Raw genomic sequence first — 25,297 nt, 5'->3', positions numbered from 1 at the left:
GTCATAGTCAAAAAAAGAACGATCGCGAATCATCGCGATCGTTCTTTTAGTAGGGACATAAATTACTCTGCTGCTGCATGCTGATACATTGCGGCCAGTATCTCCTTCAGGCGGTCATCGTAGGCAGCTTCAAAAGAAGGAATAAGTTCATCGATTCTGTCTTGGAACTTCTGAGGGTCCTCTACTCCCAGCTCTGCTCTTAATTGCTGCTCTTGCACAGATCCGTTGTCATTCAACAGCATGGTCAGTATATCAGCATTGAAAAATTCACGAGGATGAAGGACTAATCCGTTCATCATAAACAGGGTGAAAAAGGAAGCCTTGTTGCCTTCTTCAATGGCCAATTTAGTCGCTTTTTTCGTATATAGGTCAATATATTTCTGGGCAAATCTGATGCCCTTCAATGGTTTGGAATAGACATGCTCGACACCTTTCCAACGTAAATCTGAAACAGAGCTAAGCCACCATGCAGGCTCAAGAGCTTGCTGCATTCTGCGCAGCGCACGTAGCTCAAACTCAGGCTGAGGATTGGCTAGCTGCTCTTCCAGGCTTGCTGCCAGAGTCTCGGCTTCAATCGCAGCAACAGTCATGCCTTGGCCATAAATAGGGTCAAAGCTGCATAAGGCATCCCCTAGCACTAACAGTCCTGAAGGCCAGCCCTCCAGCTGCTCAAAATGCTGTCGAACAGATTCCGCCAACCGATACCCCCGTGGTCCTTGATGCGGCTCTAATTCTTCGAGCAGCTCTGCTATATCCGGCGTCACTAAGCGCTTGAGCTCTTCTTCAAATTCAGCAGTGTTTGTTGAAGGATAATGTTCTCCTCCCGCACTGGCGATGGTTGCACCCGCAATATGATTTTCAATCCGGTGCACCATGACGGCACTTACCCCTTCGCCCGCCTGAGTATCATAGAAGAAGGATTTCCATTTTTGATCAACATGTGGAGGGATTTTATAGTTACGGGTGCTATAGCCAAGCGGAACTTTCAGAATTTCCGGTTCTGGAATCTGTTGTCCGAGCGATTCAAGCCATTTGATGACTTTAGAAGATCGGCCGGCTGCATCTACCACCAGATCCGCTGTCAATGAAGCTTCTGTTTTCAGTTCGTCACGAGATTTCGTATACACACCTATGATCGTTTGCTGGTCTTCTGAAGTCATTAACCCTTTGACCTCTGTGCTTGTGAGAAAGCTTACATTTGAAGTCTGCTGAACACGCTGATAAAGAACCCATTCCAGCAGAACTCTGCTGCTAGAAGCATCTTTATCAGAGATTTGGTTGACAAAGCTCCCATACTTATTAACCGATACTGTTGACTCTCCAAAGGTAGGTTGAGCGCCCAGCTCTATTAAAGTGTCTATATAGCCAGGGAAGTAGCGTTCAAGAATCATTCTGCCACGGGGAAGCACACGGTGGGGATGAAACGACTGGGGTACACCTTGACGACTTACAGGTTCTGTGGGGAATTCGTCACGTTCAACAATCAGGACTTCCTCATAATAATCAGACAAAACTCGTGCGGCCATTAATCCAGCAATACCTGAGCCGATTACTATAGCTTTACCACATTCTAATCTTTGTCCCATAATGTTCATTCCTTTCGTGCCTGTGATAAGGTTGTAAAGGTGACATTTGTTACAGTTATTGCTAGTGTATTATAATTTGAATAGAAGTGGAGTTCAAACGAAATACCCGTCGGATGGGCGAAAATGGACAAAAGAGGTGAAAGTGTTGCAACTACAACACAGAGTCAATACTCAAGTTCAACGAACCAGAGAATGGATACTGGAAGCCTTGCTGATCCTGCTTGAGACCATCCCTTATGAGAAAATCACGATTGCCGCCATTACCCATAAAGCGGGTGTCGCCAGACAGACATTTTACAGGAATTATAAGAGTAAGGATGATATTGTTGATACGTATCTGGAGACACTCTTTAATGAATTTATTACGGATATTAAAAGATTGTACAGTGAAGACAACGAGGATGTCATTCCGAAGCTTCTCTTTGAGAAATTGGAGCGGGAGAGCAACATCACAACGAGGTTAATGAAAGCTAACATTGAACATTTATTAATGAATCATTTCGAGCGTTTGGAACGCACCTATAGTAAGTTATATCGAAATGAGAAAGAATTAAGAAAACAACTCTATTATAGATATACGCTGAAGTATCAATTGAGCGGAACGTTCGGAATCATGGTTGACTGGCTCATGAACGGCATGCCACTTCCTGCTGTAGAAATGGGGGCGATCATCACGGAGCTTTCCAAGTCTTTTAGACAGACTGATCAATATGCACCTGAATTTCTTCAACGGATTGAGAAGCTTGAGTGTTGAGATTGGGGATTGCTGATGCCGATAATTTTTTTGCATACAAGAAAGACCTTGCGGAAAAGAAGTCTGATCCAATGCGGCTGTAATGTTTTTTACAAAATTCAACCGTCGATGCCATGTGGCTTCGACGGCTTGTGTGGATAGCCTGAAATATTCCCCGTTCAGAGTCTATAGCTGCAACCTTCTAGAAATTGATTCACTATCAGGCAATATTGCGGCAGCACAGGTAAGAATGCGCAAAGCGTCCTCTTCGTGGCCATTCCAAGTTAATGCTTCGGCGATTCGCAAAAATTCAAAATCGACTAAATAATACTGCCCATACTCCATTCCATTGATGCGATGATACTCTTCCAACGCCTTCTCTACTCCATCGGATACGACTAACTCAGCAACTTTATGTGCCATTGATTTCTTTAGCTGCTGAATGTTCGAACCAAGCATTAGATCAAGAATTGGAAAGGTTACGCTACCAAGCCAGATGTAGTCGCAATTGGTCATCACAGAAATAGCGATGTTTTCATCAGGAAGCAGAATCAGATCACTTAGAAAGCCAGTATCCCATCCTGAATGTGAAAGGATTCGGTGACCCTTATATTCCCCCATAAACCAGCCCAGACCAATCTGATTCTTCTCTTGCCCGTACCCCGTTGTAGCATGAGGCTTCCACATTTCATCATAGCAGTCAGGTTGCAAGGCACGATATCCATTCTTTGCAAGACCCTGATTAAGATGCATCAGCATATACTGACACATATCTTCAACGTTGGTATACAGAGTAGAACTAGGCCCATGTGCCCTATTGTAAGGAAATACTTCACTGATATAGCCGCCGTAGCCATCCGAAGTCCTTAGCACATGGGGTGCGGCAAGCTGAGCTTCCACCTCCTGTTTCAAAAAGGAACTGGACTGCATCCCTGCCGGTGCAAGAATATATTCTTGCATGTACTGCTCGAAGCTCATACCGCTCACTTTTGCTATCAAGTCACCCAAAATCTCATAGCCTATATTGCTGTAAGCAAAATTAAGTCCTGGCTCACTCAGTAGCTTGTAACAGCTGATACTCTTTACGTATCTTTCAAGACTTTGCTCGTCATATTCCGGCCGATCCCACGCATAATCTTCTTCGTCCGGCATGCCAGAGGTATGATTCAGAAGCTGCCTAACTGTGATATTTGGATACCGATCGTCATCCAGTTTAAAGTAACTAAGATATTTCGTGATTGGAGAATCCAGATCTAATTGTCCACACTCAACCAATTGCATAATGGCCGTAACAACGAATGTTTTGGAGACGGAGGCTTGGTGGAACAAAGTGCTATGAACAACAGGATCACCAGTCGATAGATTGGCTGTTCCATATCCACCTGTAAAGTAAATTTCGTTGCCCTTCACTATTCCGACAGCTAATGCCGGTATATGACCATTTGTGGTAAAATCATTCAACATAGCGTGCAACGGACCCTCATTTTTCCGATATGTATACATTGTGTCCTCCCCACAGATACGGCATGTGATTATTATGAATTCACCGTATCATTTGTTAGGTTTACATGATATAGAAAAAATGGTTTGAACTAAAGTGACCCCTAAGCTTAATGTTATTTTGGTCAAATGAGATTGATCTTCCCCTTAATGGAGCAGCAAAAAATCCCAACCTCTCATTTTAAACCTGAGAAATTGGGATTCTTCTAGTTACTCCTTATTACCCGTTATCTTTGGAAAAAAGGGATTCTTCCGCTACCTGCGCTAATTCTTCTGCTTTAGCACTGATCTCCTGGATGGTTGCAGTGAATTCCTGAATCGCGCCTGATTGACCATCGGCTAGCTTGTGAATATCAGTGAACGTATTATTTAAGCGTAGTAGAAGTTCCTGAATATTTTTCGTAATCCCATTAATCTGGTCTACATTCTCCTTCGAGCTTGTCGCCAGCTTCCGGATCTCATCGGCAACAACGGAGAAACCTCTGCCCACTTCCCCTGCTCGTGCCGCTTCAATGGCAGCATTAAGACCTAGCATGTTACTCTGATCCGAAATCTCCTTCACCACAGTGGAAATTTTACCGATCTGCTGCGCACTGGCGCTAACGTCCTTCACTTGACTCGTAACGTCAGTCACACGGTCGGTTAGATGAGTTACAGCCTCGCTGATCTCTTCAATAGATGCAGTAGTCTGTTCGACAATTGCTGAGAAGCTCTCGGCCATCTCAAAAAGCTTATTTGCTTTCTCAAGACTGGTCCCCATCCCTACACCGCCGATAACTCTGCCCTGTTCATCATGCAGCGGGATCGCGTGTGCAGCAAGTGGAAATCCGAACAACTCTTTGGGAACGACAGCGGACAAAGGCTTATTAGCCTTGATTGCATTCGTTACTATATCCCCTTCCCGTAGCGGGTCCCCGGGGCTGACATTCAGTGAGAAGGTAGCGCCTGGAATGTTGATGATCAGCTTCTCCGTGTCATAAATGCCAATCGTAATGTCGTCGTTAGTAAGGCTATTCAATAGTGGAGCTACCTTTACAAAAGCTCTAATCAATTCATGCTGTGTTTGCTCTTCAGTTACTGTACTCATTCGTTTTCCTCCAGTTCTTAATACGGGAATGCCCTTTGGCCATAATTAACCGAAATCCATTTCAACGTAGTAAATTCATCCAGGCTCCATTCCCCGTTCAATCGGCCTAAACCGGACTGCTTCTCCCCGCCAAAAGCTACAATAGGCTCGTCATTAATCGTGACATCGTTCACATGGATCATACCCGTTTGGACCTTCTTCGCCATCTCTACACCACGCTCAAGATTGGAAGTGTGAATAGCCCCGCTAAGTCCAAAGCGAGTATCGTTAGCAATCTCAATCGCTTCCTCTTCTGTCTCGAATGGAATGATGCACACAACGGGGCCGAACAACTCCTCTTGAGCTACATCCATATCACGTGTGACATTGGCCAGTACTGTAGGCTCTACCAATCTACCGGTAATTTTACCATGCAACAGCGGAACCGCACCCTGCTCAATCCCCCTCGCAATCAGCTTCTGCAGCGTGTCAGCCTGACGATTGTTGATAACAGGGCCAATGATGGTCCCTGGCTCACTCGGATCACCTGTTGTAAGCGTAGAGACCTTCGCACTGAATTTATCGACAAAATCTTGATAGATGTTCTTATGTACTAAAATCCGGTTGGCCGACATGCAAATCTGGCCTTGGTGCGTGAATCTGCTAAATGTCGCCGCTTGTACCGCGTAGTCGATATCTGCATCCTCCAGAATGATGAACGCACTGTTCCCGCCGAGCTCCAACAGTGGCTTCTTGAAGTTCTTCACTGCCAGCTGGCCAATATAGCTTCCGACCTTTGTCGAGCCTGTGAAGGAAATGATTCGCGGTATCGGATGTTCGACGAACGCATCACCAATTTCGTTAATGTCTGTAACTATAACATTCAATAGACCTTTCGGGATACCCGCCTCTTCAAAGATCTTGCCAATCAGCGTTCCACCAGTAATAGGGGAATCCTCATGCGGCTTCAGCACTACCCCATTGCCGGCCCCCAGTGCTGGAGCAACTGACTTCATCGACAAGAAGAACGGGAAGTTAAATGGGCTGATTACACCAACTACGCCAGCCGGAATGCGGTATAGGCGATTCTCCTTACCGTCCTCTGTAGAAGGTAGAATCTTACCCTCCATTCTAAGTGGGAACGTCGCCGCTTCCTTAACCATATTTTTCACAAGTCCGATTTCAAAAGCAGCCTTCAGCCGTGTTCCGCCCAGCTCCTGAACAATGATGGACGTAATTTCTTCTTCATTCGCTTCAATATATTTAACCGCATTCTCCAGGATATCACGTTTATGATACGGGTTAACCTTGTCCCATTCGAGCTTAGCTTTATAGGCAGCCTGATAAGCATCATCAATATCTGCAACGCTCGCAATTTGAAAATCGGTAATTACCTCATCATTGTAAGGATTAATGTCGACCAGCGTTTTACCGCTTTTGCCATCTCTCCATTCGCCAGCAATAAATTGTTTTCCTAACGTTGAGTAGTTCAATAGTATCCCTCCAGAGTTGATAATTACTAGCAATATATTTATTTATCGACATAATCCCGATAATTTGTTTGGATTTACTTCATTAAAAAGACAGGAATTGTAATTGATCTGACCGAAACGCTACTTTCAGAGATACAAAAGACCCTTAACCATAATATTAGTCAAGGGTCCACCAGCTGAACTAGATTTAATTGAATAAATGAAGCTGCGGGCTGTTCAGGATCATTCGCTTCCACGCTTCATTTTCCTGTGGGTTCGATTCCAGCCAACTCTGAGAAACAGTATACATCAGCAATCTGCGGTAATTTATAAATAATTCGAGGTTATTTAGAAATAAGGCGTCCAGATGATTTTCCGTCTCATAACCGTTCATAAAATGCGTGTAGAAAGATTTCAAACTATCCATATCCTTGAACGGCTCTTTCATTCCACCAGCTGTCGAAAACAACAGAAACTGTGAAGCGATAGCAATATCATTCGCGAACCAGTGATAACAGGCAACATCGAAGTCGATTAGGACAATCCGGTCTTGTTCTAGCATAATATTATTTATATGCGGATCGTTGTGAATAAAGCCAAAGGTATCCCGGTTTATCGGAAGTTCAGACAGTTCACGCTTAAGGCTCTTCCAAGCCTGCTTAACCTCTACATCTTTACACCATGAATAAAAGGAGTTCCATTCACCCTCCCAGTTCATTGCGTCACTGTCTTTCTCCTGCGCATTCCCTTTCCAAGTGGGATAATCCTTTGTGAGCCGGTGTAGCTTTCCTATCATTGCTCCGTATCTGGTGTGGAAATCCTTGGTGAAATCATTGACCCCTGGAACACTCCCGCGGATTCTCTCCATCGTATAAGCTACCAGGATATTGTCACCTGTATCCAGTGTTTCGATAAGGTTATTGTTCGCATTCATTACCGGATAAGCGATGTCCATCCCATGTGTTCCTAGATAGTTGATAAACCGGGTGCGTTCGTTCATTTCTTTAAATGCCCTATCAGCATCTTTCTTCGGAACGGCCATAATCTTGAGAACCATATCGCGGGACCCGGAACGATAGCCATAGAGAATACCGTCTGATTCCTCTCCTCCACCGCCCACAAAAGTCAGGGCATCCATTTGGGTACCGAATTTCTTGGCCATTGTGTCCAGCGAGTGATCGGATATTTTGATCAAGACCTGTTCAGCTCCTTTGTGAAAAAAATGATTATTGTAAAATCATAATCTATTATGTAAATAAAAGAAGTGTATTACTTTATTGATATTTTCTACACGTTTAATAATTATCCACTATAGCCAATTAAAGGTTATTATTGTATTGGGTAAAAATTCTTTATATGCTATATTATTCTTTTACACCAGATAAAGGAGATGAGATTATTAGAAAAGTAAAACGGATTCTGCTGTATCTCGGACTCGCGATTCTTTTACTTGTGGGCATAGGGTTGATCTTCCCAACATGGACACCCGCAATAAAAGGAGAAAACAGCATTAGCGAACTCAAGCAAGTCGAAATTAATGGCACTGGTCATGAATTGATGATCCGGGGTCAGGACAAGAGCAATCCTGTTGTCATTTTTGTACATGGCGGTCCAGGTGTTTCTGAAATACCTTATGTGACCAAATACCAGGATGAATTAGAAAAGCACTTCACGATCGTTCATTATGACCAACGGGCCACCGGGAAATCGTATCACTTTGGAGAAGACTACTCGAATCTCACGAGTGATCTATTAGTGAAGGATTTGCTGGTTTTGACAGATTATATAAGTGATCGTTTGGATAAGAAGAAGGTTATTCTGATGGGGCATTCGTTTGGTACCTATATTGCTACACAGGCAGTACAGCAAGCTCCTGAAAAATATGAAGCCTACATAGGAATTGGTCAGATGGCAGATACCGTAGAGAGTGAACTGGATGCCTTGAATTACATGATCGATCAAGCCAAATCAAGCGGCAATACAACCGATGTCCAGCATTTGCAAGGATTAACCGATAAAATCCAGAGTGGCGAGCAGTTAGCTCCACGAGATTATCTCCGAAAATATGGCGGGGCAGCAAGATTGATCGATGAAGCTACCGACATAAGGGACGGTTTCCTGTTCGGACCGGAGTATAACTTACTGGATATCATCCGTTTTTATCGCGGCTTATTTTACTCACAGGATACTTTATTAAAGCCAGCTATGGATAAACCTCTACCAAGCCTAGTCACCAAACTAAATTTACCTGTGTACTTTATTATGGGGAAATACGACTATATGACTTCTGCGGATTCAGCTCATAAGTATATGGAGAAGCTAGAGGCGCCTCAGAAGGAACTTATAATATACGATCAATCCGCTCATTACCCTCAATTTGAAGAAAAAGCTAAATTCTCGCAATGGATGACCGATACATTCGCAAAATAAATTTGTAAAATGCATAATCAAAGTTTGCATATAAAAAGGCTCCTCACGTGTTCAATCGAACCATGAGAAGCCTTCTTGATTTTCACTTGTTCCCAAGTTCTCTATTCAGAGCCTACTTCGAGAATTTACTCCAATCTTCTTCCATCAGATCAGCAACAACAGACATTGCAGCCTTACTGCCGGAAGCAGCGGCATAAATCAACTGAGAAGGCATCACATAGGCCGAATCTCCGGCTGCGTATAGTCCAGCTACTTTGGTTCTGCCCGTCTCATCAGAAACGATCGCACCGTTGTCCGCAATCTCATAGCCTAATGATTTATCGAACCGGGCGTGAGGCAGTAAAGTAGGATCAATAAATCCTCCCCTGCGCTCCACAATCGTGCCATCTGTAAAATGTACCCGTTCCAGCAGCCCCTCTCTCCCGGAAAAAGCTGCGACAGGCGTGTCCACGATAGACACACCCCTGGATGTAAGCTGCTCCCGCTGATCGGTATTCAGAATATCATGGCCGCTCGTGCAAACCACGATGTCCTGGCTATAGCCCAAGACCAGCTTGACCTTATGGAATACACCAGGATTGTCGGAAACGACAACAAGCGGTTGATCTCGCAGCTCCCAACCGTCGCAAAAAGGACAATTGAACAGACTTTTCCCGTAAAAGTCGCGAAGCCCCTCAATCTCGGGAAACACCTCCTTCATCCCGGTAGCCAATATCAGCTTGCGAGCTATCACAGGCTCACCGGAAGAGGTGGACAGAGAAAAACTAAGATCTGTCTTCTGGATATCAATCACCTCGGTCGGTAAATGGCGAACAGATGGATAACGCAACACCTCCTCATAGGCTACACGACGAAACTCGGCTGGCGTAACCCCATCCTGTGTAAGGTATCCGTGAGAGGCATGTGTCACCCCATTTCTGGGCTGACTGTTATCAAGAAGCGCCACACTCTTTCTCGCTCTACCTAACACCAGTGCGGCATTTAATCCTGCCGGCCCGCCGCCGACAATGGCACAATCGTAGATCGTCATAAGTTGAATACCTCCATCAGATATATTAAATACTATACAGATATATTATATCTATAATTAAATGAACTGTAGCACTGCCCTTCACAGTCGTAAGGGCAGTGTATATTAAGCAAGAAGCTCATCTTTTCAATTACAGACCTAATGTATCTATGATAACTTTAATTCAATTTACCTGTCAAGAAGCTCTATAAGCGATGTTTGTTAATAGCGTTGGTTGACAAACACTAGAAAATCCTTATATAGTTCAACTACTGATAGTTAGAAGTATAATTGTTCAAATTTCAAAGGAGGGCACTTTAATGGATACCGAGCAAGATACACTCAGCCTGGATTTGCTGCAACTTGTCTCACTGAAAATAAAGAAACGAGCCGACGAGAGCATCAAAGAATTGGGGTTAAATTCTCAGCAAGGTAAGATGATCGGCTATATTTATGAACATCAAGATAAGGGTCTGATTCAAAAGGATCTTTCCGATCATTTCCACGTACGCGGCGCGAGCATCACCAGCATGCTTCAAGGTCTTGAAAAAAAGGGATACATCGAACGTAAAATCCCTGCCCATAACGAGCGACAAAAGAATATCTATGTTCTGCCCAAAGGCATTGCGCTTATTGAAGCCTTCGAGCAGTCCTTTCAACAGGTGGAGGCAGAAATCATTCAATCCCTCTCCGAGGATGAGCGACAGACCTTCAAAGAGTTGTTGAAGAAAGTCAATGACCATCTATAGTGAGACTCAGTGAATGCCCCTAAGGCATTGTAAAAAAACACTGTTCCCGTGGGGAATCAGTGTTTTTTGAAAGAATATTCATTTGTTACAGTGATCAACATTCCATTCTTCATTCAAGATAGAATATTGATACGCATCATGCCACATAGGCTGCCCACTTTCACTTGTTCTGAAAAAAGCTTCTTTCTTGAAGTGCCCTTCTCGAGTCATCGACAGACGCTCTAGCACCATATTTCAAAAGGTATAGCATCAATGAAATTTTATACATTAAGCTGCTCTAGTCCGGGTCCTCCTCATTTTCGATAGAGGTTCCGGTGAGGCCGATTTGGCGGAGAGTCATATTCGCCTCTACTTTAACAGATGCATTGGCAAAATCATGCCCCCAGCTAGGCTCCACCTTTCTCCAGGTGCGAGGATATTTGCGGTGAATATAACCGTTAAACCCAACGACATCCGTCTTCTCCTGCTGAATATGTTGAAGGAAGGCTTCCATATCTGTTTTACATTTTTGATTAAGTGCTTCCTCGGCCTTTCTGAAATCCTCCATCTGATCCAGATGCAGCGCAGTTTCGTTCTCTACGATCACTACGTCACCTTTGAGTTTCACTTCAAATTGCGGTTTTCCCTGAACCAGTTTCACGGCAATTTTACTGGACAAGCGGTGCATATCCATATTGATCACCCCTTTTCCTTTTATGGGGACCGTGATACTGAATTTATTGATTTTTTTAGTGAGCCAAAAAAAGGAATGAGTCTCCTCCACATTTAATTTGTATTTCATTTTCAGGTTATTATCAAAGACCGCAATACCTGTCATTTGCATTTCCTGTTTATGCGATTGCTCCTTGCTGGATAGAGATAGAAGCGGGAGTGTTGGGCTCTTTCCCGGATCATTAATAGCTTGCAGAAAATAGACCATGGCCTTGTCTGCCAATCCGCCTGTGTTTTGATGTATTTTCAGCGCTCCCGTCGCCGGAGAATCCTCGAGCGGATACACCATCTCCAGTAAGCTTAAGGCGGTCCCCTTCTCCACAATGATCATATCGGTTCTAAGACGAACATCTTTATTCCGGCTATATTCGTCCAAAATATTGGATAACCCATCTCTGGCCATACTCTCGCCGATGACGATCATTCGACGGTTTCCGGCAAAAATGGTACGTGACAACTTGGGTTGAATCTGATTAGCCGATTCCATAATCGATTTTCCTTTTCCAGTAAATACTTCAAAGTGCTTGCTCAGGGAAGCTAAATTCCCATCGCCGTTGTTGTTAGTATTCGATTGTGGGATGAAAATCATCGCACTGGCCAAATATTGTCCATCCTTATCTTTGTCCATCCCCCATCCAAGAATAACAGCACGGTCATTAAGCTCCAGCCGATCCCAGCATCCGGCGAGCATACAGGAAATAATAACCAAGGGAAGCAGTCTGTGAAGCATCCATCTCATGAATTCCTCTCCTCACGCGGATTTGATCGTGGTGTGCCGGACGTTGGAGGTGTTTTCCGCACGGCCGGACGCGGTCTGCGGTGCATCATCCAGCGCGGAGCGCGAATGAAAGTATCCCGCAGGGACTGGCCCTCCCTGTCAACGAGTGGACTCAGATAAGGAGTGCCGAAAGAAGACAGGTTCGTTAGACGAACGATCAAGAGAATCGTCCCCATTATAATCCCGAAGAGACCGAATAACGCCGCGAGGATCAGCATTGGAAACCGGAGCATGCGCGCAGCTGTACCGATATTGTAGCGGGGAGCTGCAAAAGAGGAAATCCCGGTGGCCGCAACAACGATTACCATTGGAGCGGAGACAATTCCAGCTTGAACAGCCGCCTGTCCAATGACCAGTGCACCTACAATGCTGACTGCAGAGCCGATCTGCTTCGGAAGTCTGAGCCCTGCTTCTCTAAGTCCTTCGAACATAAATTCCATAATAAGCACCTCAAATACAACGGGCAGGGGAATCCCTTCACGTGCGGACAATATGCTCAGTAACAGGTTAGTCGGCAGCATTTGGGGATGATAGGAAGTGATCGAAATGTACAGGGACGGCAGATAGATGGAGATGAGAAACAGGATTAGCCGAACCGCCCGGATTGCCGACGTATAAATGAACCGCTCGTAATAATCATCAGCCGCTTGCAGGCCTGACAAAAGGGTCATCGGCAAAATTAAGACGAACGGATTGCCATCGATAAGAATGGCCACTTTCCCCTCCAGTAGACTGGAGCTGACAATGTCTGGCCGTTCTGTGTTCTGGATCTGCGGAAACAGGGTAAACGCGGATTCTTCAATGAACTCTTCCATGTAATTCGAGACCTGATCGGCCTTTATGTTCAGAATCCGTTCTCTGACTTCATTCACGATGTCGACGGGCGTTATATTCTTAAGGTAGGCGATGACAACCTTTCGCTTGACGGTCTCCCCCACATGGAAAGCCTCGGTCTTAAGCGTTGGATTAGGTAGCGCTCTGCGTAGCATCGTAATATTGGTGTTCAAATCCTCGATAAACCCCTCCCGGGGTCCCCGAACTACGACCTCATTGCTGGGCTCCTCAATACTTCGCTTAGGAGGCTGGCTAACTTCCATACTGTACGCAGCCGCTTCCCCATGACTGAAGCAGACAATGTCACCGCAAGCAATCGCACCCGCTGCCTCATCGATATCAGTGATGGGTTCAGAGATAGAAGATACGTAGGTTTTGAGCACGTCAGCAGTAAAGGGCTCGTTACTATGAAGCTCACTCAAAGGCTTAATAATATCGAGATTCAACAAATGAGGATCGGTAAAGCCCTGAAGATAAATGAAGAGCAGCCGGGAAGGGCCCTCAAACTCAAAGTGTCTGAATATAACATCCGTACAGTCAGCAAAAATATCCCGCATCGCTTGTTCAGTCTGATCCAGATCTTCCGTCAAACGGATAGAATGCGACTCGTGGTCTGGAGTTTGATCTGACCGTGACGGGTTTCGTGGCAGGTTACTCAAAACCATCCCTCGCTTTATCCTGATTTATTCATGTGGCTAGACTTTGAAATAGTGAATGTACACATAGTAATACATACTGAGCATAAGAATCAGCAGCGTAACCCCGGACCATTTCCACCCCAGGCTCACCTTGGGGATTTTGGGGACTACACCAGTTTGTGCTTTTTGTTGCTTTCGTCTGTGCAGCAGAATCATGATCCAGAGAACTACCGGAAGGACCAGGTAAAGCAGCGGAAGCACTATCGGATCAATGTATCTCAAGAGAAGCGCCCGGGTTGTCAGCAGACTGGACGTAAGACCCGCTGCCCATACGGCAAGCACCGAAATGGGAATAATGAGCAGCTTCCATTGCTTAATACCAAGCCACTGTGCAGTCCCGTAACTAAGGCAAAATAAATAAAACCCCAGCTTGATGAATGCGCTGCAGACCCACAGCGCGATCATCACGACCTCAAGCCGCTGCAGAAACTCACCGACTTCAATATACCGGACCAGCTCATAAAGCGGATATTGCATCTTAGCGGCCAGTCCCGGTCCGAAGGTTAACAGGATAAAAGTCGTTGTGAGGACCATTAACCCAACCGCCAGTACAAATCCGACATAAATCTTCGGGGTTACCCCCTTTTGTTTGTTCAAGAATCCATAGACCAACACAAGCAAATAAGAATCCCCGTACATCTCCATCATTGTGAAGGTGCCTCTAGCCATGTTTAAAGGACTCGTATCAGCAGCGATAGGAAATAGAAATGCAAAATCCAGGTTGCTCAAGTTCAATATATATATACAAAAAAACATCAACACAATGAAAGGTCCCATCAGTTCGGCGCAGCGGGCGATGGTGTTGATTCCATTCGTAGCTACAGCAAAGGCAACGACGACAAACAAGACAATAACTACAGCCGTAAGTGGCGTTTCCCGAAACAAAGCCATGATTATAAAATCAACGACGGATCGCAAGGTATTCCCAAGTGAAATCATCCAATAGGCTAAATAAGGAAGCACCCAAAACCGCCCCACCCATTTGCCGAGCACTTCCTGGCTGAATTCTATAAAAGTCTGGCCCGGGAAATATTTTGCGTTACGTACGGCCAATGCCAGCACGATAAAGCCCGCGACGCCCGCCAGAATCACACTGAACCAGGCGTCCTGCTTGGTGACTTTCATCGTCCCGGACAGATAGATCGGAAGCCCGACATTTATGCAAAAGACGAGCCACATCATTTGATTTCGGGTAAGTTTCAAATTTGAGTCCTCCATTTGTTACCGATAACAACTGTATTATTACCTTGTTTTGGGTTTACATGCATATATTATGTTCACATCGAATGCAACGCAAAGAACCCCTTACCCGTACGTCGTACAGATAAGGAGGCTCTCATAGAATTAGTTAGTGATCTTAACTCATATTTTGCTCAAAGCTTGTCCAATATCATAATCAAGGATATTAATATCGGGATCCAATCCCAGTGCCATCTTCGCCAGCTGGCTGCCGATAAAAGGCCCCATCGTCAACCCCGACGCTCCCAGACCGTTGGCTGCTATTAGTCCCTCCCAGCCAGGTATAGCCCCCAGCACCGGAAGAAAACCGGGTGTGAACGGACGGAATCCGACTCGTACCTCTTGAAACGTACTATTGGCTAGAACAGGTGCCAGTTCTAACCCTTTGTTCAGAACTTCCTGCATCCCCCCGGGGGTAATCCTGGTATCATAGCCTTCAATCTCGTTCTCATGAGTCGCCCCAATCACAATCTTCTGCCCAGCAAAAGTCAGCAAGTACTGGTCAGACGGCGGCATGATAACCGGCCAGCTACCTATATCTTGTTGGTCTTCGACCTGCAAATGCATGATTTGTGCTTTTTGATAACGAACCTCGAATTGAACCCCTAAAGGTTGCAGCAACTGTGGTGCCCATGCCCCTGCACAAACTATGACCTCATCCGCCAGGAAGCTTTGTGCACCGACAGTTGCACCTGTTACACGGTTTTCTTGAAATTGTAGCTTGGCATCCCCGTGTACAAGGACAGCTCCATTTCTTTGCGCAGATCGAAGCAGTGCATCGCGTAATGCACGGCCATCGACCCGAGCGGCTCCGCTAATTTGAACAGAATGATAACCTTCTTCTAATAGTGGAAATAGCTCATGGGTCTCTTTGTCATCAAGTCGGGTTATTTCACCAATCTCCGGTGCATCAGTTTTGCGTATTTGCGCCCGTTCCTCCATCTTCCCGATTTTCTCCAGATCATGATGAATACTAAGCGCGCCTACTTGTGCATAGCCCGTCTCAGTTTCCCCTTCGTTTAAGAGTTCAGTAATTAATCCGGGGTAGAAACGTGCGCCGGACTTTGCCAGCTGGTACCACGCCTGATTGCGCCTTTGAGAAAGCCAGGGGCAGATTATGCCCGCTGCCGCATCCGTAGCCTGTCCGCTATCCTGACGATCTATGATAAGGACCTCTGCACCCATTTTTGCTAGCTGATAAGCTGTCGAAGCTCCTAGAATTCCTGATCCAATGATGATAACTTTCTTCACAATAACATTCCTTCCCTTAATCTCTGCATCTATTAATTATATCAGACTTAGCTCATAGACCCCCTCCGTATGACTCACACCCCAGGAATGATCATAAACCCCGCAGCCGCTTGCGAGGATTCAAATTATTGGAATCAGAAAATATAGAAGATAAGACCTTTACCCTCGGCTACAGTTTGGCTGTAGAAACGCTGGATTTCGTTAAAATACTGAAGCATATAGCCAAAGAACTCGTCCTTATCCTCGTCTGAAACAGTTTCAGGGTCAAGGGGATATACCTCCTCCTTTACCATGGCCGGGAAATCATACCGCAGGCGGAGCTGCTCTTCATCCAGCTCAGACATAGCCTGAAGCGCTTCTGCAACTTGCCCGGCGCGTAAGGAGAACGCCCCGAATGAGCCGAATTCGATACCTTTGTCTGACGTCAGCGGAACAACATAGCCAAGAGGGGCATCTCCATCGGAAATAACTCCACAAAGCAAATAGTGGATTGCCTCCCAGGATCTATCAATGTCCAGTCCGGGATAATCGTCTATTTTCAAACTCTTCAATGCAATCTCGCCTGCTGCGATTTGCTGCACCAAGCTGTCATCCATAGCAAAGTAATATCCACGCATTCCCATGTCGTCATCCTTCTTTCCATTTTAGTAATGACTATACTGACCTTTGAAAATGTAACATCGGGGAATTATTTTCATTAACTAATTCTCCCACCACTCTACTTATACGTCAAATAACCAATTCAAATTAATGTCTAGGTGCTAATCTCTCAAAGATTGACAGATTGTAAGCAATAGAACTATAATCTAAATTAATCAAAGTTAAATACTAGGATTTAAAACACCGCGAAGCTTCCCATCACTTTATGGAGCGTCCAGAAAAAGGAGCCTACCTCATGCCAAATGTTCAAACGTTCAAAGCCACTGCCCATCTGCAAGACGGCGTCAGAGTCGTAACGAAGGCAAGACAATTCGAGCTCATCATCGACGAACCTCAAAGCCTTGGAGGTACGGATACAGGAATGAATCCTGTCGAGGCTTTGCTTGCCTCTTTAGGCGCTTGCCAATCCATTGTAGCCCGAGTCTATGCTCCCAAGTTTGAAGTAGAGCTGGAAGATTTCAGAGTTGAGGTTGAAGGTGATCTGGATCTCGATGGATTTTTCAACCGATCTGAAGTCCGTCCAGGATACTCCGATATTCGCTACACCTTCTACATAAAATCCTCATCGCCTGCCGAAAGAATCGAGCAATTCGTGCAATTTCTAGAGAGTAAATGCCCTGTAGGCGACACCCTTGCCGCTCCAGTCAATCTCAAGTTGAACCGCATAGTAATTGAATAGTTGAAAATTAATAAACGGAATCGCTTTCAAGCTACAATAGGGCTGTAGAGTTGCTACCTAGCAACTTTGCAGCCCTATAACTTTTATTCAGAATTACATGATCCGATCTAACAAAAACTCTTATTGGCTCTGCCACAAGCTGCTGCAATAAAGTTGACTCAATCATCTCCACCATTCCATCATCATATAATTTCATATAATGCGACTAATTACGGTCTTCGGAGGTACCCAAGAATGAGCGATGTTCTTAGCACAGTAGATAAGGAAATTGACCGGCTGACATCATTTCTGTTGCAGCAGCAGCGGCAAGACGGATCGTGGCATTATTGTTTTGAGAACGGAATCGTCATTGATGCCTATGTCATTATTCTGTTCCGGATATTGAATGTGCAGAATGAGGCGCTGATCCGGAAGCTGTATGACCGTATCCTTAACGAACAGCAGCCAGGAGGGTTCTGGAGATTATACCCAGATGAAGAGGACGGGAACTTATCCGCAACTGTGGAAGCTTACTACGCCCTGCTCTATTCCGGATACAGCAAAATCACAGACGAGCCTATCCAGCGAGCCAAGCGTTATATCCAGTCCAAAGGTGGACTTGCAAAAGTCACCAGCATTTTAACTAAAGCCATTCTCGCTGCTACCGGGCAATCCAAATGGCCTTTATCGATCTCCCTCATTCCGCTGGAAGTGCTGATGTTCCCCAATTACTTCCCCATTAATTATTATGAGTTCTCCGGTTATTCAAGAGTCCACCTCACCCCTATGCTGATCATGGCCGACCGGCGTTTCTCGATTACAACCGCTGATGCTCCCGACCTGTCAGACCTCTTAGACTCACGAATTGACGTTGAGGAGCCGGACTTACACGGGTATCAGGAGATGCAAGATGACATTCACTCAGGTTTAAGCAGACTTATTGGAACACCCCGCTCTATCCATGAAGCCGCCAGGGACAAGGCAGAACAGTTCATACTCCAACGCATCGAATCTGACAGCACCCTCTACAGCTACGCTACCAGTACAATTCTGATGATTTTTGCCCTGCTGGCCCTGAAATACGATGAGCAGCACCCTCTGATTACTAAAGCTATTGAAGGACTTACAGCGATGCAGTACCGTTCCCCAGCTAAAACAACAATGCAAAACTCTCCCTCCACCATATGGGATACTGCTCTAATCTCTTATGCTTTGCAAGAGTCCCGAATAGGAGATGATCACAAAGCGATTACTCGTGCTGCATCCTATTTGCTGTCTAGACAGCACCATAAACGGGGAGATTGGAGCATCCACAATCCCAATGTAGAACCGGGAGGATGGGGTTTTTCCGAGTCTAATACGATTAATCCGGATGTAGATGACACGACAGCTGCATTACGGGCGCTCTATAGCTTGTCAAGAACAACGGGAGCGTATCAGGAATCCTGGAATCGCGGACTGAATTGGGTGCTGTCCATGCAGAATAAAGACGGCGGCTGGCCGGCTTTTGAAAAAAACACCAACAAAGAAATGCTCACATGGCTCGCCATCGACGGTGCCAAATCCGCAGCCACCGATCCCTCCGAGGCAGATCTTACAGGCCGTACCTTGGAGTATCTCGGGAACTTTACCGGGCTAGATATGCGGCACGAATTCATCAAACGGGGCAGTAAATGGTTAATCCATAATCAGGAGAAGGATGGTTCATGGTATGGACGATGGGGTGTTTGTTACATATATGGGACATGGGCTGCATTAACCGGTTTGGTGGCTGTCGGCGTGCCGACAAGTCATGATTCCGTGCAAAAAGGAGCCCAGTGGCTCTTAAGCATCCAAAACCCGGACGGCGGCTGGGGAGAATCCTGCCATAGTGATCGCCTTCTTCATTATGTCCCTTTAGGTGAAAGCACCCCCTCCCAAACAGCCTGGGCTTTAGATGCGCTAATCGCCACTCACCCAAAGCCAATACCCGCGATAGATCAAGGGATTCGCAAGCTTATTACCTCCATGCATGAAGATGATTGGAAGACTGTTTATCCAACAGGTGCTGGTCTCCCCGGCAACTTTTATATCCATTATCATAGCTACCGTTACATCTGGCCGCTGCTCGCATTAAGTCATTACAGACAGAAATACGGGGATTGCTAGATCAATGAATTCATCGTAGAATTAGGCAAAAGTAATCGTAAGGATATATATATTAACGTTGTTGAACTGTCGAGGGGGAACTTACCATGAACATCCATAGAGAACTTATAGCAGAACGACGAACCTATACCGCCTCTCGGGTGACACACTCCCACCCCTATGCACAATTAATTTTGCCGCTGCAAGGTGAAATGGCTATCGAAGCAGGTGCTGAAAATTATGTGCTCGGTGACGAGCTATTATTTTACGTCCCTCCTAAATGTGATCATTCTTTTCATTCCAATGTACGTAACGAGTTTCTGGTGTTGGATATTCCAGATGTGATGATTCCATCCAGCAGGCTGGACCATAAAGGAACCCCGTACGCGTTAAACAACAAGTGGAAAGGCATCCGGTATCTTATCCTGAATGAATTGAGCCAAGAAGCGGCCTCTCCTTCCGCTCTTAAAGAGCTGTACCCTTATATTTCGCATAATTTAATCAGTCAGCGGCAGCCTAGATCCATCCAGTATATTCATGAGCACTATCACGAGAATATAACGGTGCAGCAGTTAGCGGAACTAGAGCATTATAATCGGTCATATTATTCTGATTGGTTTATTAGAGAAACTGGGACAACACCGTCCAGTTATCTGCAAGACGTCCGGTTGAATAAAGCGAAGCAATTACTGCGCGAAACCAACTACTCCATGCTGCAGATTGCCCTTCAAGTAGGCTTGGAGCATCAATCTTCCTTAACCCGTTTGTTCCAACAAATCGAGAAGACAACCCCGAGCCAATACCGTAAACAGCATACCACATCTGGCACGGTGTAAAATCAACCTGAAATCCAGACAAAAATGCCCACTTCTGACCCTGTAAAATGAATATGAACTTGACCCGTGCAAGTACATGGCAAGTTCCCCTTATAACTGTGATTGTCTGTGAATCGCGGTTTTTGGGCATTTCATTTGAAGGAGCAGAATCATGTCGACAACATTGGGTTTACTATTCACATTCTTATGGTCCTCTGCGGCCATAGCCACCAAATTCGGGTTGGACTCTACAACACCACTGGCATTGGCCACGTTTCGTTTTCTTTCGGCCGGACTGCTGCTTTTTCTGTATGTGTACGGATTGAACAGGAAATTTTCCTGGCCGAAGCCCCGGCAATGGCTGCCGCTAATTGTGCTGGGACTTCTGAACACAACAATTTACTTGGGAGCGACTTTTTGGGCGTTAACCTATGTGTCCGCGGGCTTGTTTAATTTGTTCGTGGCCACCAATCCTTTTCTCGTTGCCTTCCTCTCCTATCTCTGGCTGAAACGAGGCATTTCGATAAAAGAATGGTTGGGGATGTTAGTCGCGGCCTGCGGATTGTTGATAGCTACCTGGCCGTCTATCGCGGGTGGCGAGGCTAGTATAAGCGGCCTGATCATTTTAGGGATCGGGATGCTCTCAATGGCAGTGGGGAGTGTTTATTTCAAGAAGATCAATCTGGATTTACCCAGCATCGTGATCAACACGTGGCAGTTATGTATCGGTGGGATCGTAGCACTGCCCATTGCCTATTTTCTCGAAAAGGATATCTTTTTCTTAAAGCCGGATATGCATCTCCTTGGCTCGCTGCTTTGGTTGGTCTTCGTCATCTCCATCGGGACTATGTTGCTTTGGTTCTATCTATTAAAACAAGACCCTGTTAGAGCTAACAATTGGTTGTTCATGACGCCTATATTCGGCTTTATTCTGGCAGCGGTTGTTCTCCATGAACAAGTAACCTCCTTTGATATCGTGGCAACTGTCGTTGTTGTGATTGGGCTATTCTTATCGGGCAATATTAAGCTATTTGCAAAAGTTAAACCTCGAAAGAACTGAACCAGGGTCCCACAGTGAAAAAACCGTAGCCGCTGCACAATAAGTGCACTGACTACGTTTTTTTGCGTTGTATTGCTTATTTCGTAAAAGCTTCTCGATGATTTAGCAGAATATTTCACTGAAAAGAATGACACTATAAGGTAAAGATGAGCCGGTTTATTTAGGAGGATGGGGAAAATAAAAACAAACATCTCGTTTATTCAATCCACCATGATTATTATGCTGAGCACTGGCCTTCTAAATCATGTCATCATCATTCCTATCCTGCTGGATGCGGCAAAGCGGGACGCTTGGATCTCGGTACTGTTGGCAGGCGCCTGTGCGCTAGTCTGGATTTTTATTCTGCACATTAGCAGTACCAAAATTAAGAAACAGCATCTTTTCGAATGGCTGGCAAAAGCATATCATCCCTTCGTTGGCCGTATGCTTGCCGTGTTCGCTGGCGTATATTTGTTTGTGATATGCATGCTTACAACTAGGGACACCGTATATTGGGTGCATCTCACCTTTTCCCCGGAGACCCCCATACTGGTACTTACTCTCATCTTACTTTTTATTTCTGCCATAAATGCTTATTTAGGCATTCATTCCCTCGCTAATACCGCCGGTATTTTATTGCCTTTTGTTGTTATATTGGGCTTTTTTATAATGTTCTCTAACACAACCCATAAAGATTATTCCTTGTTAAAACCTATACTTGAGCATGGCCTACAACCAGTCTGGAACGGAACTCTCTACGTTGGTGCGGGTTTTGTTGAGGTCATCATGCTTCTATTTATGCAGCATCACATCAAATCTCGCCTCTCCTACATTTCATTTCTGATTATGATCCTGCTTATTTTGGGTCTCACCATGGGGCCGATTATTGGAGCAATTGTTGAATTTGGTCCGGATGAGGCAGGTAAACTCAGGTTTCCTGCATATGAAGAATGGAGATTATTGACGATTGGCAGTTACATTGAGCATTTGGACTTTTTTAGTGTTTACCAATGGTTCAGCGGTGCTTTTCTGAGAATTTCCCTAACCATGTTCCTTATTCTCGACATATTCCAAATTCAAAGCAAAAAAATGAAGATGTGGATACTTGGATGCATTTTTTTAATGATTGTAGTGTTCACAGCTATCCCTTTTAGTGATCAATTTTTTCTGAAATTATTATCTTCCTACGTACTTCCCTTTTCTTTATGGGGGGTGCTGATTTTTTCTGTAGTTATTGCGGGGTTGATTAGCTTGGCTCATCGAAAGGGGAAAGCAGCATCATGACAGGGCAAGAGCAAAAGGATTCCCAAAAAATCGAGGATGTAGTTATAACATTATTCGGGTCAAGTTCGGATATCTTGAGAATGGATCTCTCTTTGTCTACCTCGGATTATGCCGTACAACTGGTTTATTGTCAGGGATTGTGCGATGTAGTCAAGGTGGAGCAATTCATTATACCCGAATTAAAAAAAATTCCAGAATCTATCCTTTTATCCAATGGACTTGATCTTCAGCAGAAGGTTCCGTTTCATATGACTTCCCTGCCAATGGATGAGATCGAACAATCGATGAAAGAAACCGTGCTGGGCGGTGATCTTCTTCTGATATTTACACCTTCGAATCAGTTCTTCACTGTCAAATTGGCTGATCCACCTAAACGTCAACCTGAGGAGCCGAATACGGAAGTGTCAACTCGGGGACCGAAGGATGGCTTTACAGAAGATTCTTTCACCAATATTGCCCTTATTCGCAAAAGACTCCAAACCGAATTATTAGCGGTTGAAGAATTCACGATTGGAACCCAAACTGCGACTAAAGTTCATCTCTTATATCTCAAGGATACGATCAAGCCTCATGTTTTACATTTAATAAAGACAAAACTGAACAATGTTCAAATGAGGGGATTGATTAGTAGTACCCAGCTTGAAGAAAGTCTGACCCGATTTTCGTTATTTCCATTATTCACTTATACAGGAAGACCTGATTATGCAGCCAATTCGCTTCTTCATGGTAAATTTGTACTTTTAACGAATGGTTCACCTACTGTAATAATGGCGCCGGTGACCTTTAACTTTTTGCTAAACACCTCGGAAGATGCACATATGGTGAATTTCTTTGTTGCTTTTTCGAGGTTATTAAGAGTATTCGGTGTGTTGCTTTCCTTGTTTTTACCGGGTTTTTGGATCGCAATCACTACGTTTCACCAGGATCAAATCCCGTTTACATTGCTTGCAACCTTAGTCAACTCCAGACAGGGAGTGCCTCTTCCCGCTCCTTTAGAAGCCATTGTCATGCTTATTTTGTTTGAAATTTTCCGGGAAGCGGGCATGCGATTGCCTTCCGCTTTTGGCCAGACCTTGTCGGTGGTGGGAGGTCTGATTATTGGTCAGGCGGCCATATCTGCTGGGATTGCAGGTCCAGGTACGATTGTGGTTATCGCCATTTCAGTACTTGCCACTTTTACATTAGTAAATCAGTCATTAGTTAGCGTTGTTAGCTTGTTTCGGGTTGCCGTGCTCATCATTAGCGGGTTTCTTGGGTTGTTTGGAACGATGACTTGTCTGCTTGCACTGATCCTCTTTATGGTCAATTTACGTTCCTTCGGGACCTACTATCTTTCTCCTTTATCCCCGCCACAGTTTAAGGAATGGTATAAGGTGTTTTTCAGAATGCCATGGGGGAAAAAAAGATTAACTGACAATACGAGGATTAAAGGACGAGATCGATAATGAGAATAATCCGATGCATTCTTATACCTGCACTGCTTTCCACACTCCTTACAGGTTGTTGGGGAGCAAAGGAAATTGAGCACATGATCTATGTGAATACACTCGGAGTCGATTATGTAGATAACAAGGTCGTTGTTTACATCCAGATGGTTAACTTTAGTGGCATCGCCAAGAAAGAATCAGGTCAAGCCCAGGAACAGAAAACATACGTAGGAAAAGCTGACGGTGAATCCTTTGATACTGCGATTTTCAATTTGTATTCGACTAGCCCGCAAAGAATTGTCTGGAGTAATGTGAAGACGATCGTTTTTAGTGAAGCAGCGCTAAAGAAGAGAGAGGTTGTAAACCAGGTATTGGAAGTGTGGGATCGATACTATGAATTTCGTTATACCGTTTGGACCATGGGGACTAGTGATTCCATGGATAAAGTGCTGAATACGACGTCAATCGCCGATTTATCGGTGATCTACTCGCAGCTTAACAGTCCTATGCGAATTTATGAACAGAGTTCCATCATCGCTCCGATGTACCTCTACAAGTTTATTTGGAAGTGGAGAGAAAAAGCGGAAACGGTTCAACTACCTTATCTAGAAATTATACCGGCCTGGACCAGTAACAAAGCGTCCTCACCCAATATTAGCATGAAGGGAATTTGTTTTCTGCAGAACCAGCAATTTCGGGGCTGCTTGAAGGATAACGATGTTTTAGGGAATAGATGGCTTGAAAAAAGTACGATAAGAACACCCCTGGTTATTAAGGATGAACAAAACGACATCCTCGCTTTGTTGGTCATGAACAAAATTAAATCCTCCATTCGTCCCAAGCTGAAGAACGGCAAACCTGTCTTCGAGATAAAATTGTCTATGCAGGCCACTCTTCCTGAGATCAGCACAAATCTAAGTAAGAAAAAGCTTGAACTGAGAGCTATAGAAGAGATTAATGAGCAAATTATGAAGACTTACACAAAAGGTCTAGAGATTGGTGCCGATGTATATGGACTATCGGATGTCTTCTATCGTAACAATGCACAAACGTGGAACAAGTTAAATGATAAGGGGCTAGTACCTCTCGATTCGAATAGCATTGACAAGCTCGATATCAAAGTGAACCTGATCAGCGGCGGTATTTCCAAAATGAAGTAAATCTATACAAAGAATCGCATCAGATCATAAAAGGGCCCTCGATATCAAGTATCGAAGGCCTGATGATATGA

The 25,297-nt window shown here is 44.8% G+C and carries 21 protein-coding genes; 10 read left to right on the top strand and 11 right to left on the bottom strand.

Annotated features, from left to right (window positions below):
- Positions 1–62: 62 nt before the first annotated feature.
- Entirely contained in the window at positions 63–1,595 is a 1,533-nt protein-coding gene (locus tag AC3Y23_RS09305; protein WP_379197962.1) for an FAD-dependent oxidoreductase, read from the bottom strand.
- Between the two features lie 136 nt (positions 1,596–1,731).
- Here AC3Y23_RS09305 and AC3Y23_RS09300 point away from each other — a divergent pair, with 136 nt between their 5' ends.
- Positions 1,732–2,340 (top strand): TetR/AcrR family transcriptional regulator, encoded by a 609-nt coding sequence (locus AC3Y23_RS09300; RefSeq protein ID WP_379197960.1) that lies wholly within the window; start codon positions 1,732–1,734, stop codon positions 2,338–2,340.
- A 165-nt stretch (positions 2,341–2,505) separates the two neighbouring features.
- On the opposite strand, the gene AC3Y23_RS09295 is transcribed toward AC3Y23_RS09300, so the two are convergent.
- The 4 genes from AC3Y23_RS09295 to AC3Y23_RS09280 all read right to left on the bottom strand — a co-directional run bounded on the left by AC3Y23_RS09295 (position 2,506) and on the right by AC3Y23_RS09280 (position 7,552).
- Entirely contained in the window at positions 2,506–3,783 is a 1,278-nt protein-coding gene (locus tag AC3Y23_RS09295; RefSeq protein WP_379197958.1) for a serine hydrolase domain-containing protein, read from the bottom strand.
- Between the two features lie 256 nt (positions 3,784–4,039).
- Positions 4,040–4,906: a methyl-accepting chemotaxis protein gene (locus AC3Y23_RS09290; RefSeq protein WP_379197956.1), complete on the bottom strand. Its 867-nt coding sequence runs from the start codon at positions 4,904–4,906 to the stop codon at positions 4,040–4,042.
- Between the two features lie 17 nt (positions 4,907–4,923).
- Positions 4,924–6,378, bottom strand: a complete 1,455-nt coding sequence (gene yfmT, locus AC3Y23_RS09285) for a benzaldehyde dehydrogenase (protein WP_379197954.1) — start codon at positions 6,376–6,378, stop codon at positions 4,924–4,926.
- Positions 6,379–6,565: 187 nt separating this feature from the next.
- Complete coding sequence (locus AC3Y23_RS09280) at positions 6,566–7,552, bottom strand: phosphotransferase enzyme family protein (protein ID WP_379197952.1); 987 nt, start codon at positions 7,550–7,552, stop codon at positions 6,566–6,568.
- Between the two features lie 203 nt (positions 7,553–7,755).
- Between AC3Y23_RS09280 and AC3Y23_RS09275 the strand changes: the two genes are divergently transcribed.
- The gene (locus AC3Y23_RS09275; RefSeq protein WP_379198570.1) at positions 7,756–8,787 is read left to right on the top strand and encodes an alpha/beta fold hydrolase; all 1,032 of its coding nucleotides are present in this window, start codon (positions 7,756–7,758) and stop codon (positions 8,785–8,787) included.
- A 112-nt stretch (positions 8,788–8,899) separates the two neighbouring features.
- Here the strand turns inward: AC3Y23_RS09275 and AC3Y23_RS09270 are convergent, their stop codons facing one another.
- A complete protein-coding gene (locus AC3Y23_RS09270) occupies positions 8,900–9,817 on the bottom strand; it encodes an NAD(P)/FAD-dependent oxidoreductase (protein ID WP_379197950.1) in 918 nt (305 codons plus the stop codon).
- A 299-nt stretch (positions 9,818–10,116) separates the two neighbouring features.
- On the opposite strand from AC3Y23_RS09270, the gene AC3Y23_RS09265 reads away from it, so the two are divergent.
- The gene (locus tag AC3Y23_RS09265) at positions 10,117–10,545 is read left to right on the top strand and encodes a MarR family winged helix-turn-helix transcriptional regulator (RefSeq protein WP_379197948.1); all 429 of its coding nucleotides are present in this window, start codon (positions 10,117–10,119) and stop codon (positions 10,543–10,545) included.
- 277 nt (positions 10,546–10,822) lie between these two features.
- Here the strand turns inward: AC3Y23_RS09265 and AC3Y23_RS09260 are convergent, their stop codons facing one another.
- The 5 genes from AC3Y23_RS09260 to AC3Y23_RS09240 form a co-directional block, all read right to left on the bottom strand.
- Entirely contained in the window at positions 10,823–11,995 is a 1,173-nt protein-coding gene (locus AC3Y23_RS09260) for a Ger(x)C family spore germination protein (protein ID WP_379197946.1), read from the bottom strand.
- Positions 11,992–13,527: a spore germination protein gene (locus AC3Y23_RS09255; RefSeq protein WP_379197944.1), complete on the bottom strand. Its 1,536-nt coding sequence runs from the start codon at positions 13,525–13,527 to the stop codon at positions 11,992–11,994. Before AC3Y23_RS09255 ends, AC3Y23_RS09260 begins: the two co-directional genes overlap by 4 nt.
- Before the next feature lie 36 nt (positions 13,528–13,563).
- Entirely contained in the window at positions 13,564–14,769 is a 1,206-nt protein-coding gene (locus AC3Y23_RS09250) for a GerAB/ArcD/ProY family transporter (RefSeq protein ID WP_379197942.1), read from the bottom strand.
- Between the two features lie 159 nt (positions 14,770–14,928).
- Positions 14,929–16,056 carry an NAD(P)/FAD-dependent oxidoreductase gene (locus AC3Y23_RS09245; RefSeq protein WP_379197940.1) on the bottom strand — a complete coding sequence of 376 codons (1,128 nt, stop codon included), beginning with the start codon at positions 16,054–16,056 and terminating at the stop codon, positions 14,929–14,931.
- Between the two features lie 134 nt (positions 16,057–16,190).
- Positions 16,191–16,679 carry a YfbM family protein gene (locus AC3Y23_RS09240; protein ID WP_379197938.1) on the bottom strand — a complete coding sequence of 163 codons (489 nt, stop codon included), beginning with the start codon at positions 16,677–16,679 and terminating at the stop codon, positions 16,191–16,193.
- A 272-nt stretch (positions 16,680–16,951) separates the two neighbouring features.
- On the opposite strand from AC3Y23_RS09240, the gene AC3Y23_RS09235 reads away from it, so the two are divergent.
- The 7 genes from AC3Y23_RS09235 (at position 16,952) to AC3Y23_RS09205 (ending at position 25,226) form a co-directional block, all read left to right on the top strand.
- Entirely contained in the window at positions 16,952–17,395 is a 444-nt protein-coding gene (locus tag AC3Y23_RS09235; protein WP_175371058.1) for an OsmC family protein, read from the top strand.
- 234 nt (positions 17,396–17,629) lie between these two features.
- Positions 17,630–19,522 carry a squalene--hopene cyclase gene (gene shc / locus AC3Y23_RS09230; RefSeq protein WP_379197936.1) on the top strand — a complete coding sequence of 631 codons (1,893 nt, stop codon included), beginning with the start codon at positions 17,630–17,632 and terminating at the stop codon, positions 19,520–19,522.
- Between the two features lie 86 nt (positions 19,523–19,608).
- The gene (locus AC3Y23_RS09225; protein WP_379197934.1) at positions 19,609–20,337 is read left to right on the top strand and encodes a helix-turn-helix transcriptional regulator; all 729 of its coding nucleotides are present in this window, start codon (positions 19,609–19,611) and stop codon (positions 20,335–20,337) included.
- Positions 20,338–20,488: 151 nt separating this feature from the next.
- Positions 20,489–21,376, top strand: a complete 888-nt coding sequence (locus AC3Y23_RS09220; protein ID WP_379197932.1) for a DMT family transporter — start codon at positions 20,489–20,491, stop codon at positions 21,374–21,376.
- Between the two features lie 168 nt (positions 21,377–21,544).
- Positions 21,545–22,639, top strand: coding sequence for a GerAB/ArcD/ProY family transporter (locus AC3Y23_RS09215; RefSeq protein ID WP_379197930.1), 1,095 nt, complete (start codon positions 21,545–21,547; stop codon positions 22,637–22,639).
- Positions 22,636–24,084, top strand: coding sequence for a spore germination protein (locus tag AC3Y23_RS09210; protein WP_379197928.1), 1,449 nt, complete (start codon positions 22,636–22,638; stop codon positions 24,082–24,084). The genes AC3Y23_RS09215 and AC3Y23_RS09210 overlap by 4 nt, the downstream gene beginning before the upstream one ends.
- Entirely contained in the window at positions 24,084–25,226 is a 1,143-nt protein-coding gene (locus AC3Y23_RS09205; RefSeq protein ID WP_379197926.1) for a Ger(x)C family spore germination protein, read from the top strand. Before AC3Y23_RS09210 ends, AC3Y23_RS09205 begins: the two co-directional genes overlap by 1 nt.
- The last annotated feature ends 71 nt before the right edge of the window (positions 25,227–25,297 follow it).

It is taken from the genome of Paenibacillus sp. MAHUQ-45 (assembly GCF_058133325.1).
Note: the sequence above shows the minus strand (reverse complement) of the source record. Positions and strands in the feature narration are given on the sequence as shown.

What these genes read in the sequence shown, in the direction of transcription:
- AC3Y23_RS09210 (WP_379197928.1), top strand. Translation starts at nt 22,636, where the DNA reads ATGACAGGGCAAGAGCAAAAGGATTCCCAAAAAATCGAGGATGTAGTT.
- AC3Y23_RS09265 (WP_379197948.1), top strand. Translation starts at nt 10,117, where the DNA reads ATGGATACCGAGCAAGATACACTCAGCCTGGATTTGCTGCAACTTGTC.
- AC3Y23_RS09295 (WP_379197958.1), bottom strand. Translation starts at nt 3,783, where the DNA reads ATGTTGAATGATTTTACCACAAATGGTCATATACCGGCATTAGCTGTC.
- AC3Y23_RS09240 (WP_379197938.1), bottom strand. Translation starts at nt 16,679, where the DNA reads ATGGGAATGCGTGGATATTACTTTGCTATGGATGACAGCTTGGTGCAG.
- AC3Y23_RS09305 (WP_379197962.1), bottom strand. Translation starts at nt 1,595, where the DNA reads ATGAACATTATGGGACAAAGATTAGAATGTGGTAAAGCTATAGTAATC.
- AC3Y23_RS09235 (WP_175371058.1), top strand. Translation starts at nt 16,952, where the DNA reads ATGCCAAATGTTCAAACGTTCAAAGCCACTGCCCATCTGCAAGACGGC.
- AC3Y23_RS09225 (WP_379197934.1), top strand. Translation starts at nt 19,609, where the DNA reads ATGAACATCCATAGAGAACTTATAGCAGAACGACGAACCTATACCGCC.
- AC3Y23_RS09290 (WP_379197956.1), bottom strand. Translation starts at nt 4,906, where the DNA reads ATGAGTACAGTAACTGAAGAGCAAACACAGCATGAATTGATTAGAGCT.
- shc (WP_379197936.1), top strand. Translation starts at nt 17,630, where the DNA reads ATGAGCGATGTTCTTAGCACAGTAGATAAGGAAATTGACCGGCTGACA.
- AC3Y23_RS09215 (WP_379197930.1), top strand. Translation starts at nt 21,545, where the DNA reads ATGGGGAAAATAAAAACAAACATCTCGTTTATTCAATCCACCATGATT.
- AC3Y23_RS09220 (WP_379197932.1), top strand. Translation starts at nt 20,489, where the DNA reads ATGTCGACAACATTGGGTTTACTATTCACATTCTTATGGTCCTCTGCG.
- AC3Y23_RS09260 (WP_379197946.1), bottom strand. Translation starts at nt 11,995, where the DNA reads ATGAGATGGATGCTTCACAGACTGCTTCCCTTGGTTATTATTTCCTGT.
- AC3Y23_RS09270 (WP_379197950.1), bottom strand. Translation starts at nt 9,817, where the DNA reads ATGACGATCTACGATTGTGCCATTGTCGGCGGCGGGCCGGCAGGATTA.
- AC3Y23_RS09205 (WP_379197926.1), top strand. Translation starts at nt 24,084, where the DNA reads ATGAGAATAATCCGATGCATTCTTATACCTGCACTGCTTTCCACACTC.